This is a genomic window from Kribbella sp. NPDC056345, from assembly GCF_042262745.1.
Lineage (GTDB): Bacteria > Actinomycetota > Actinomycetes > Propionibacteriales > Kribbellaceae > Kribbella.
Genome location: NZ_JBHJQQ010000009.1, coordinates 65,664 through 77,240, shown reverse-complemented (window position 1 = coordinate 77,240; position 11,577 = coordinate 65,664). Strand labels below are relative to the sequence as shown.

9 protein-coding genes are annotated in these 11,577 nt (G+C 68.3%); 5 read left to right on the top strand and 4 right to left on the bottom strand.

Going from position 1 to position 11,577, the window contains the following annotated elements:
- The first annotated feature begins 91 nt into the window (after window positions 1-91).
- From ACFCV3_RS29380 to ACFCV3_RS29365, 4 genes are all read left to right on the top strand, one after another.
- Window positions 92-3,013, top strand: coding sequence for a BTAD domain-containing putative transcriptional regulator (locus ACFCV3_RS29380; protein ID WP_376035281.1), 2,922 nt, complete (start codon window positions 92-94; stop codon window positions 3,011-3,013).
- Window positions 3,014-3,249: 236 nt separating this feature from the next.
- The gene (gene glgB, locus ACFCV3_RS29375) at window positions 3,250-5,484 is read left to right on the top strand and encodes a 1,4-alpha-glucan branching protein GlgB (RefSeq protein ID WP_376035279.1); all 2,235 of its coding nucleotides are present in this window, start codon (window positions 3,250-3,252) and stop codon (window positions 5,482-5,484) included.
- A gap of 10 nt (window positions 5,485-5,494) precedes the next feature.
- On the top strand, window positions 5,495-6,367 hold the full coding sequence (locus ACFCV3_RS29370; protein ID WP_376035277.1) for a GNAT family N-acetyltransferase: 873 nt from the start codon (window positions 5,495-5,497) through the stop codon (window positions 6,365-6,367).
- A 59-nt stretch (window positions 6,368-6,426) separates the two neighbouring features.
- On the top strand, window positions 6,427-7,371 hold the full coding sequence (locus ACFCV3_RS29365; protein ID WP_376035275.1) for a hypothetical protein: 945 nt from the start codon (window positions 6,427-6,429) through the stop codon (window positions 7,369-7,371).
- On the opposite strand, the gene ACFCV3_RS29360 is transcribed toward ACFCV3_RS29365, so the two are convergent.
- Together ACFCV3_RS29360 and ACFCV3_RS29355 are read right to left on the bottom strand one after the other, a co-directional pair.
- Entirely contained in the window at window positions 7,352-8,191 is an 840-nt protein-coding gene (locus ACFCV3_RS29360; protein ID WP_376035273.1) for a phosphotransferase family protein, read from the bottom strand. The two genes, ACFCV3_RS29365 and ACFCV3_RS29360, sit on opposite strands and share 20 nt — an antisense overlap.
- 16 nt (window positions 8,192-8,207) lie before the next feature.
- Entirely contained in the window at window positions 8,208-9,446 is a 1,239-nt protein-coding gene (locus tag ACFCV3_RS29355; RefSeq protein ID WP_376035271.1) for an MFS transporter, read from the bottom strand.
- A gap of 23 nt (window positions 9,447-9,469) precedes the next feature.
- Between ACFCV3_RS29355 and ACFCV3_RS29350 the strand changes: the two genes are divergently transcribed.
- Entirely contained in the window at window positions 9,470-9,913 is a 444-nt protein-coding gene (locus ACFCV3_RS29350) for a MerR family transcriptional regulator (protein WP_376035269.1), read from the top strand.
- Here ACFCV3_RS29350 and ACFCV3_RS29345 read toward each other — a convergent pair.
- Together ACFCV3_RS29345 and ACFCV3_RS29340 are read right to left on the bottom strand one after the other, a co-directional pair.
- On the bottom strand, window positions 9,903-11,129 hold the full coding sequence (locus ACFCV3_RS29345) for an RNA polymerase sigma factor (RefSeq protein WP_376035267.1): 1,227 nt from the start codon (window positions 11,127-11,129) through the stop codon (window positions 9,903-9,905). The genes ACFCV3_RS29350 and ACFCV3_RS29345 overlap by 11 nt on opposite strands.
- An 8-nt stretch (window positions 11,130-11,137) precedes the next feature.
- Window positions 11,138-11,509, bottom strand: coding sequence for a YciI family protein (locus tag ACFCV3_RS29340; RefSeq protein ID WP_376035265.1), 372 nt, complete (start codon window positions 11,507-11,509; stop codon window positions 11,138-11,140).
- Between the last annotated feature and the right edge of the window lie 68 nt (window positions 11,510-11,577).

The window sequence follows — 11,577 nt, the reverse complement described above, 5'->3', positions numbered from 1 at the left end:
ACCTGATCAGATACCCCAAATCTCCGCCAAGTAATCCTCCATTGTGAGAATTACTGAGCGTGCGGACGCCGCCACTGTAATACTTGCGGGTATGCCCACCGCTCCACCGCTAGAGGTGCTCGTGCTCGGGCCTCTGGCTGTCCGGCTCGGGGGCAGGGCTGTCGCGGTTGACCGGCCGCTGGAGCGGGCGTTGCTGGTGCGGCTCGCCTTGGCCGGTGGGATGTCGGTTCCGGATCATCGGCTGGCCGCGGATCTCTGGGGTGACGTCGATCTGGCCCGGCCGACCGAGCGGCTGCGGGTGCTCGCGTCCCGGCTGCGGGCGGCGATCGACTCCCCCGATTCGTTGACCCGGGTGAACGGTGGCTATGCGCTGGCCGCTGACCTCAGCGACCTGACGGAGGCCCGGGCAGCCGCCGAGCGGATGCATGCCGCCGTACGGGCCGGTGATCACCTCGGCATCAGCACGGCCGCGCAGCAGGCACTCGAGCTGTGGCGTGGCCCGTCGCTCGCCGACCTGCGCACGATCCCGTACGCCGTTGCCGAGGGCGAGCAACTCGATGCGTGGAAGCTGACTCTGCAGGTGGAGATGCTCGATGCGGAGTTGTCACTCGGTCATGCGGCCGAGGCAGCTCGTGAGCTCGAGGCACTTGCTGCGGAGAATCCGTTGCACGAGCGGCTGTGGTGCCTGCTGGCGCTCGCGCTCTACCGGACCGGGCGCCAGGCGGATGCGCTCAGCCGGATGTCCAAGCTGCGCAACCGGCTGGCCGACGAGCTCGGCGTGGATCCGGCCCCGGACACCGCAGCGATGGAGCTACGGCTGCTCCGGCAGGACCCGACTTTGTTGCCTACAGCATCTGAATCACCGGCGCCGAGTGCAGCCACCCGCACCGCGCCCACGGCACCTGCTGGTGCGGTCGCCGATTTGCCGTCGCCGCTGACCAGCTTCGTCGGCCGGCAGGAGGAGCTGGCCTGGCTGATCGACCGGATCACGCGACCCGGTGTCGTCACGCTGGTCGGTGGTCCCGGGAGCGGCAAGTCCCGGCTGTCGTTCGAGGCGGTCCGGACGGTGGCCAATCGCCCGGTTCGTTTGGTCGAGCTGGCCCCGCTGCAGCGCGAAGGCGCCGTACTGGAGGCGATCGCGGGGGAAGAGGCGAGCGGGCATGATCCACTCGCGTCGGCCGCGTCGGCGCTCGACGGCTCGGTGCTCGTGATCGACAACGCCGAGCATGTGGTCGAGCAGGTCGCGGACATCGTGGCCGCCTTGGTACGGCGGGCGCCTGGGCTGACTGTCCTGGTGACTTCGCAGCGGCCGTTGCAGCTGGAGGCCGAGGAGGTCCGGCCGATGCGTCCGATGGATGCGTTGGCGGCCGCACAACTGTTCACCGAGCGCTGCGCGATCGATGCCCAGGGCGCCGATCCCGAGCAGGTCGCCGCGATCTGTACGGCGGTCGACCGGTTCCCGCTCGGGATCGAGCTGGCTGCGGGTCTCACTCGCACTCTGACTGTCCCGCAACTGGCGAAGCGATTGACGGATCGGATGCGGCTGCTCGTGGCCGGCGGGCGGGATTCGCAGGCCCGTCATACCAGTCTGGTCGCGGCACTGGACTGGAGCCACCAGCTGCTCGGGGACACCGAGCGTGCGGTGCTGCGCCGGGTTGCGGTCTTCGCTGGTGGTTTCACCCTTGAGGCGGCCGAGCAGGTCGCGCTCGATCCGCGGGATGTCGCGCCGGCGCTGACCGAGTTGGCGGACCGGAGCCTGCTGACAGTCGAGGCCGTCAACGGGCGACGCTTCCGCTTGCTGGAGACCGTGCGGGACTACGCACTGACGAAGCTGGAAGAGGCCGGCGAGACCGAGACTGCACGGAGCGCTGAGCTCGACTGGGCCATGAGCTACGTGCAGGCCGCGGGCCAGAACAGCGACGACTTCGCCAACGCCGAAGCCCTGAACGAGGTCTTCGCCGAGTGGCCGAATCTGCTCGACGTACTCGATCGTGCCGCCGGGACGGAGCGCGCCGCGGCCGGTCTGCGGTTGGCCCTCGTCATGCACACCCCGTGGCTGATCCGAGGCTGGTACGCCGAGGCCGCGCGGCACTTCGACGCGTTGACCGATGCGCCGGGCGCGACCACGTCCGAGCGGCTGACCGCGTTGTGCAACCACGGTTTCGTGCTGACGATGCGCGGTCAGTTCGACCGGGCCGCGGAGCTGCTGACCGAGGCCGAGCGGCTCGCGCCGTTGCAGGACGACGACACGTTGACGCTGACCGCGCTGTACTACCGCAGCATCGTCGAGATCGAGCGCGGCCGACTGCTGGACGCGTTCACCCCACTACTGACCGGGCAGGCACTTGCGCGCTCCTCCGGCGAGCACGAGCGCCGCCTGTCGGCGTTCACCGATGCTCTTGGCACGTTGTACGTGTATGCAGGCCAATCCGAGCGTGCACTCGAGTGTTACGAGACCTGCATCGTGGCCGACCGTGAGTTCGGCGACGAGCACGGACTGTCGCGTGGGCTGAGCAATCTCGCCGGCGCCCTGGTCGGTCTCGACCGCTGGGACGAGGCGCTCAAGGCAGCCGCCGAATCGGACCACTACGCCCGCCGCCTCGACGACCGCCAGATCCTCCCCCTGAACGACGTCATCCGCGGCCTCGCCGCCGCAGCCCGCAACGACCTCGACGAAGCCGAGAAACATCTCCGTTCCGCCGTCGAATACGCCCTCGCCGACGACAGCGGCGTCAGCCACGCCTACATCGACCTAGCCGACGTCCTGGTCCGCCAAGGCGAGCTGGACGAGGCCGCAGCCCTCCTGGACGCCGTCTTCGCCGAAGCCCCCGCCCAAAGCACCTCCTGGCTAGCAGCCCGAGCCGTAGCCGCCGCCCTGGCCCTGGCCCAAGGCGACCGCCCCCGCACCACCCAACTGGTCAACGAGACCTCCCTCGCCTACACCCGCACCGGCTTCGCCTGGCCCCGCTACGCCACCCGCCTAACCGAAGTCCGCGCCGCGCTAGCGCAGTAGATTCGCCGCAACCGCCGCGCTGTCGCACGAAGAACAGGATGTAGTCGGCCAGGCAGGCTTCCCGCACGCCTGGGCTGAGCACGCCCAGATCAGCGGAGCCGTTCGAGCTTGGGAGCCTCAGCATGGTTCGTTTTCACGGTGTTCCAGCAGGCCGGCAGGAATCTTCATCGTGTAGGTCGCGGCTTGTCGGGTACGGGGTGCAGTGAATGTGTTGGCTATCGGGCAGGATGGGGTGCATGGGATCGAGTGAGCGCGAAGCCATGGAGCAGCCGGTGGTTGCGGTTGAGGAGCCTGTGGTGACAGCGGTTCCGGTGGACCGGACTGTGCTGGAGCGAGTGGTTGGTGGGACGTACCACGATGCGCATCAGGTGCTCGGGCCGCATCTTGGCGAGCATGGCGTCACGGTGCGGGTGCTGCGGCCGTTCGCGAGCTCCGTCACGGTCCTGTACGACGGGAAGCGGCTGCCACTGCGGCATGAGCACGACGGGATCTGGGTCGGGGTGCTGGATACCGACAAGGTTCCGGATTACCGGCTCGAGGTCAGCTACACCGATGGGCCCGCGGTCGAGGTGGATGATCCGTACCGGTATCTGCCGTCGCTCGGTGAGGTCGATCTGCATCTGATCGGCGAGGGCCGGCATGAGCAGCTGTGGACCGTGCTCGGTGCGCACGTTCGCCGGTACGACGGTCCTACGGGTGCTGTGACCGGGACGTCGTTCGCCGTGTGGGCTCCCAACGCCCAAGGTGTCCGGCTGACCGCCGACTTCAACTTCTGGGACGGCCGTGCGCATCCGCTGCGGTCGCTGGGCGGCTCCGGTGTGTGGGAGCTGTTCGTGCCGGGCATCGGCCCGGGCACGCGGTACAAGTTCGACATCTGCGGCCGGGACGGGGTCTGGCGGCAGAAGGCCGACCCGATGGCGAATCTCGCCGAGGTTCCGCCGGCCAACGCGTCGGTGGTGCACGAGACGTCGTACGAGTGGGAGGACGCCGCCTGGATCGAGCGCCGGGCCGCCTCGAGTGCGTACGCCGAGCCGATGAGCGTCTACGAGGTGCACCTCGGTTCGTGGCGCAAGGGGAAGACGTACCGCGAGCTGGCCGACGAGCTTGTTGCCTATGTCAACGACATGGGCTTCACCCACGTCGAGTTCATGCCGGTGATGGAGCATCCGTTCGGCGGTTCCTGGGGTTACCAGGTGACGTCGTACTTCGCGCCGACCTCGCGGTTCGGCGACCCGGACGACTTCCGGTTCCTGGTCGACAAGCTGCACCAGGCAGGGATCGGCGTACTGGTCGACTGGGTCCCGGCGCACTTCCCGAAGGACGCGTGGGCGCTGGCCCGCTTCGACGGGACCCCGCTGTACGAGCACCCGGATCCGCGCCGCGGCGAGCAGCCCGACTGGGGCACGCTGGTCTTCGACTTCGGCCGGCCGCAGGTGCGCAACTTCCTGGTCGCGAACGCGATCTACTGGGCCGAGGAGTTCCACATCGACGGCCTGCGCGTGGACGCGGTCGCCTCGATGCTCTACCTGGACTACTCGCGCCAAGAGGGCCAGTGGGTCCCCAACCAGTACGGCGGCCGCGAGAACCTGGAGGCGGTGTCGTTCCTCCAGGAGATGAACGCGACGCTCTACAAGCGCGTTCCCGGTGTGATCACGGTCGCCGAGGAGTCGACGTCCTGGCCGGGTGTCACCCGCGACACCCATCTCGGCGGGCTCGGCTTCGGCTTCAAGTGGAACATGGGCTGGATGAACGACTCGCTCCGCTACCTGGAGCACGAGCCGGTGCATCGCCAGTACCACCACCACGAGCTGACGTTCTCGATGATGTACGCCTACTCGGAGAACTTCGTCCTCCCGCTGTCCCACGACGAGGTCGTGCACGGCAAGGGCTCGCTGCTGCGCAAGATGCCGGGCGACCGCTGGCAGCAACTGGCGAATCTGCGCGCCTACCTGGCGATGATGTGGGCCCACCCGGGCAAGCAGTTGCTGTTCATGGGTTGTGAGTTCGGTCAGGAGTCGGAGTGGTCCGAGAAGGGCGAGCTCGACTGGTGGCTGCTGGACCACGAGAACCACCGCGGTCTGCAGGACCTCGTCCGCGACCTGAACGGCGTCTACACCGGTACGCCGGCGTTGTGGCGGACGGATCACGCGCCGGAGAAGTTCAGCTGGATCGACGCCAACGACGCCGGGAACAACATCTTCTCGTTCGTCCGCTTCGGCGACGAGGGTGAGCCGACGATCGCCTGTATCGCGAACTTCTCCGCGGTCCCGCACCACGGCTACCGCCTCGGCCTCCCGTACGCCGGTCGGTGGTCCGAGGTCATCAACACCGACGCCGGTAACTACGGCGGTTCCGGGGTCGGCAACTTCGGTGCGGTCACGGCCGACGGCCCCGAGTGGCACGGGATGACGACGAGCACCGAGCTGTCCGTTCCGCCCCTGGCCACCGTGTACTTGCGGTACGACGGGTAGCGTTCGTGGAGTGACCGCCGTACAACCGCTGACCGATGGTGACCTGACCCTGCACCTGGCTGCCCAGGACGCGCACGTGGTGACCTTCGACGTCGAGAACGGAACCCCGCTCGGCACAGTGGAGGTACGGCGGACTTCGCCGGGTGCCGGTCTGGTCGTGTGGGCGCTGGACGGCGGTCTCGGTGTCGCTATTTCCAGCGTCCGCCTGGTGTCGGAGTACGCGTTCGGTGAGCTCGGTCTGGACCGGTTGCAGATCGACGTCGACCCGTCGCTGCACTCGTCCATGCGGGTCGCGATCCGATCCGGTTTCCGGCGCGAAGGTCTGCTGCGCGGTGCGGCCCTCGTCGACGGCGAGCGCCGCGACGTGGTCGTGTACGGCATGCGCAGCGACGACCCGCGCCCCGATTCCGTGCTCGGCTGGACGACCCTGATGGACTCCACCCTGCCGAAGAAGCGCGTGATCGCACACGTCGTCGTCCAGGACACCACCGGCCGCGTCCTGCTCTGCCAGGTCAGCTACAAACAGGACCTCGAACTCCCCGGTGGCGTCGTCGAGCCCGACGAAGACCCAGCCACCGGCGCCTCCCGCGAGATGGAGGAGGAGCTCGGCATCGCCCTCCCCCTGCTCGGCATCCTCGCCATCGACTGGCTCCCCCGCTGGGAAGGCTGGGGCGACGCCGTCGAGATCCTGTACGACGGCGGCATCCACGACCCCTCCCTGCTGGAAACCCTGCACCCCGACGGCCACGAAATCCTGGCCCTGTCATGGCACTCCCCCGAAGCCCTGACCGGCCTCGTGTCCCCGTTGAACGCCCGCCGCCTCCCGCTGGTCCTGAGCAAACCCTCCGAGCTGCACAACCTGAGCAACGGCCTGCCGATCTAGCGCTGGCCGATTGTTGCCAGCGCGCCCTCGCACGAGACGATCGCAGCGACGATGGGCCCATGCGAAAGACGGTGGCGTTGGTCTGTGGCGTCCTGGTGCTGGCCGTTCCCCTGGGCTGCACTGCGGACACGACCGCCGCACCGCCACCCGGCCCGCCGTTCAAGGTCACCCAGGAACAGCTCGAACGCGCTGATCCGTGCGCTCTGTTCGACGCCCGGGCCTTGGGAACCGATGCCGGATTCGCGGCCGGACGTGAGTTCACCCAGTGCAGCCTGGTGGTGGGCAAGGTCCTGATGTCGGTCAGTTTCGAGCCGGGCCTTTCGCCGGGAGCTGTCGACCTGGCATCGCGATCCGGCATCCCGGTCAAGGGGGTTTCGCGCCCTGGCGAAGACGCCTGCTTCCGCGAGGTCCTGGTGACCGACTCCGCCGTCGTCAGGGTTTCGGCGACCAGCAGCCCCGTGGACATGACGGCACTGTGCAACCTCTCCGACCGTGTGATCGATCAAGTGATCGGCAAGCTCGTCGCCGGCGGCCTGGCACCTCTCAACGCTCCGGCCGGCTCGTTGGCCCACCTGGATGCCTGCGCGCTCGACGGCCAGTCCGTCGTCGACAAGGTGAGCGACATCGACAAGTCCGTCCGGTACCGAGGCTTCAACGGTCAGGTCTGTATCTGGGGCGCCACCCCTCGGAGCGCCACGGGCACGGCGCATTTCGCGATCGAGTTCGTCCGGGGCTCATGGGAGCTCCCCGTCTTCACCCGTGAAGACTCCTACGTCATCGCTGGTCACGAGGTCATCGCGCGGTCGCTGAAGAACCCTCCTGGCGTGCCGCCCGGCTGCCAGCTCGAGGTCTTGTACCGCAGTGCGGTGGAGTCCAGCACCAACACCAAGGAGGTGGTCCTCCTCCAGTTGTCCAGCTCCCAGGCAACGGAGGGCGCTGAGTGCGCCGCGATGCCCTTGCTGGCTACGCCGGTGATTCAGCGCCTCACCAAGGCAGGCGGTTGAGGTCGGCGACGCACCACGCGTAGTGGCCGTCGCCTGCTTCGGGGTCGTAGATGGTGGCGGTGGTGATCGCGTAGGCCTGGCGATAGAGGTACATCCGTTGGCGGTCGTGGCCGAGGGCCTCGAAGCGGTCGAGTAGCAGCGTGTCCAGACGGCGCGCGTCGGGGCCGTACATGTCGAAGAAGCCGGCGGCGAGGGCGGCGTCGAGGGTGTTGTCGCCGGCGGTCGAGTAGAAACCCCAGTCCAGCAGCGCGGAGGGACGCGGGCCGTCCATCAACAGGTTGGGTGGGCAGATGTCGCCGTGCACGATGCTCAGCTTCTCCAGCTCGATGGACGCCAGGCGGCTGGTGACGTGGTCGAGCAGCGCCGGGAAGTCCGCGACATCGCGGTCGAAATGCCGGTACGACGCCTCGGCTCGGCGGCGGACCAGCGCAGCCAGCGATTCGCCCCAGGACAGTCCGGGAAGCCAGAACGGTTCGTTCAGCACGAACAACTGCTTGCTCGCCGGACCAGCCGTCGTCGTACCGAGTGCTTCGACGATTCCGACGAACGCGGCGAGGGCATCGTTCTCGGCCACCTCGGCCACCTCGGCCGACGGCAGCGGCGTACCGGTCAGCTTGTCCTCGACACTCACGGCCAGGCCGTTGTCCGCGGCATCGACCGTGCGGATCCGCGGCGTCCGGAACGGCAGCTCGGGGATCTCGTCGAGGAAGGCCTGCATCAGCCGCACGTCGTCGGGCCGCCGCTCGAACCATTCCTTGCGGACCAAGCCGTCACCCAGGTCGTAGACGGCACCTTCCATACCTTGCCCGATCAACTCCATAGGTGTGCACTCTGCCTCAGCGGACCAGAGCGGTCGAGGCAATTACGGTCCCGGCGAGCGCGACGCCGAGGCTGATACCGACCTGGCGGCCGGTGGAGATGATCGACGCGGCGAGGCCGGCCATGTCGGTGGGCATCTCGGAGACGGCGGTGTTGACGAGGGGCGGGTTGATCATGCCGACGAAGATGCCGAACACCAGGTAGATGGCGAGGACGACCGGCAGCGGGGTCGTGGTGCCTAGGGCGAACGAGGCGAGCACGCTGACGACGAACGCCGTACCGGCAATCACGAGCGGCAGGCGTGGACCGCGCGCGGCGACCAGGCGTCCGGCGTACGGGGCGACGAGGAGGATCGCGACGCCGATCGGCAACAGCGACAGCCCAGCGGCCAGTGCGGGAAGGTCGCGCACGTTCTGCAGGTAGAGGGTTGTGACGAAGAGGTAGGCGCCGAAACCGACGTAGGCGACCAACGCGATCACCAGCGCGGAGCTGAAGCGGATGCTGCGGAACAGGCGCAGCTCGAGTAATGGTTCGGTACGCCGACGTTCATACGCGATCAGGCTCGTCGCGGCCAGTGCCGTGAGGACCAGGAACCAGGGGACTTTTTCGATGATCGCAAAGACCAGGCTGCCGAGCGTGAGCATCAGGAGAAGCTGACCGACCGGGTCGAACCGGCGGGCGCGGTCGGCGCGGGTCTCGGGGACGAACAGCTGGGTGCAGAGGACTGCGATCACGACGATCGGCAGGTTGACCCAGAAGATCGACCGCCAGCCCCAGCTGTCGACCAGCGCACCGCCGAGAATCGGACCCAGTGCGAGGGCGAGACCGGACATCGAGCCGAAGATCCCGATCGCCTTCGCGCGCTCGCGCCGGTCGGGGAAGGTGGTGACGACGATCGCCATCGCGACCGGATTCAGCATGGTGCCGCCGACCGCCTGGACGGCGCGGGCCGCGATCAGCCAGCCGATACCGGGCGCCAGGCTGCAGGCCAGCGAACCGAGACCGAAGACGATCAGGCCGACCTGGAACACCCGGCGCCGGCCGATCCGGTCCGCGGTGGAACCCGCGAGCGGGAGCAGGACGGCGAGCACCAGGGTGTACGCGTCGACAGTCCATTGCAGGCCGCTGACCGACGTACGGAGGTCGCCGTGGATGGACGGCAGCGCCACGTTGACGATCGAGACGTCCATCAGCGAGACGATGATGCTCGCGCAGCAGATCGCGAGGACGACTCGCTGCCTCGTTGAAACTCTCATAGCTCGAACCTAGGATTTAGAGCGTGCTCGAAGTCAAACATTCCTCCGACCCCATCCCCGAGGCCGGGGTGAGTATCGCGGAGGCGGCCGAGCGGACCGGCGTCAGCGTGCACACCCTCCGGTACTACGAACGTGCAGGCCTGGTCATCACCACTGTCGACCGGACCTCCGGCGGCCGCCGCCGGTACCGCGAGATCGACCTGCGGTGGATCGGGATGTGCACCCGGCTGCGGTCGACCGGGATGCCGATCCGGACGATCCGCGAGTACGCCGATCTCGTGCTGGCCGGTGCCGGGAACGAGAAGGAGCGCCTCGCGCTGCTGGAGTCCCACCGCGCCGAGGTACTCGCCAAACTCGCCGAGCTGCAAGAGAACCTCGAGCTGATCGACCACAAGATCGACGTGTACCGCGGCCGGCTGGACGCCGGGACGGCCGACACCCTGTGGTTCCCCGGCCCTACTGGCTGAGTTCGGCACGCCGCCTTTGCAGGAAGCGTCGTTCGGCCTCGTTCGTGGTGAGCGCCAACGCCTCGCCGTACGCGTCGGCCGCCGCCTCGCTCCTGCCCAACCGAGCCAGTACGTCGGCCCTGGCCGCGGGCAGGTAGGCATACGTGCGCAGCGCCGGTTCGTTGCCCAGGGCATCCAGCTCGGCGAGCACCTCGCACAGGTCGATGCCGGGGACGAAGCTGCGGGCGGCGGCCCGGTTCAGCGCGACGATCGGCGTCGGCCAGCTCACCATCATCGCGTCGTACATCCGGACGACCTGCCGCCAATCGGTCCGCTCCCACGTCGGTGCAGTCACATGCAGACCGGCCACCGCAGCCTGCAAGGCGAAGCGCCCCTGCCCGTGCAGCAACGCGGCAGTCGCGCGCGACACCCCTTCGGCCAGCATCTTCACGTCCCAGCGCGAACGATCCTGGTCCGCGAGCAGCACCAGCTCGCCGTCGGCGCTCATCCGGGCGTCACCGCGGGCTTCGTTCATCAGCAGGAGCCCGAGTAACGCCTCCGGCTCGGTCTCGGCCGGCATCAGCCTTTGCAGCATCCGGGCGAGCTCGATCGCCCGGCCGGTCAGCTCCGTCCGGGTCAGCTCGGGACCGGCCGCGACATGACCGGCGGTGTAGACGAGGTGAACGACGGTGAGGACCGCGTCCAGCCTCGCGGCCAACTCGTGGTCGGCCGGGATCCGGTACGGAATACCGGCGGCCGCGATCTTCTTCTTCGCCCGGGTGATGCGGGCCGCGGCGGTCGATTCGCTGATCAGCAGCCCGGCCGCCACCTCACGGGTGGTCAGACCGCAGATCAGCCTCAGCGTGAGCGCCACCTGGGATTCCTGCGCCAGCGCCGGGTGGCAGCAGGTGAAGACGAGCCGGAGCGGATCGGTCGGCTGCTCGATCTCACCCGGCTCTTCGATCAGCAGCGGCAGCTTCCGCCGCAGCGTGGTTTCGCGTCGCAGCCGATCCAGGGCGAGCCGTCGCGCGACCGTGGTCAGCCAACCACCCGGATTGACCGGGATCTCGTCCGGCCAGGATCGCAGCGCCTGGACGAAGGCGTCCTGCGTGCAGTCCTCGGCCAGGTCGAGATCCCGCGTCAGCCGCACCACGGAGGCGAGAACCGACGACCAACTCTCCCGATGAGCGCGCTCGACGGCGGCCACGACCAGCCGCACATCGGGAGATTCGGTCATCGGCGCGGTCAGGCCTGCGGCCCGCTGTCCGCGGAGGTGTCCATCACCGGGCGGACCTCGACATTGCCGGCCGGGCAGAGCTTCGCCAGCTCGAGCGCCTGGTCCAGATCACGGGCCTCGATGATGTAGAAGCCGCCGAGGGCCTCCTTGGTCTCCAGGAACGGACCGTCGGTCACCAGTGGCTCCGACCCCTCGCGCTGCTTCACGGTGCTCGCCGTACTGGACCGCTCCAGCGCCTCGCCGCCGAGGATGCGGGCGCCGGCCTTCTCCACCGCCTCGCTGAACGCGCCGTGCAGCTTCATCGCCTCCTGCCAATCCGCCGGCGTGACGTTGTCGTACCACTCCTCGGTGTCGAACAGCAGGAACATGTACTGCGCCATCTCGGGCTCCCTAGTCTCGGGCTTTCGTACTGGACATCTTGCTGACGTTCGGCGCGGAACGGAATCGA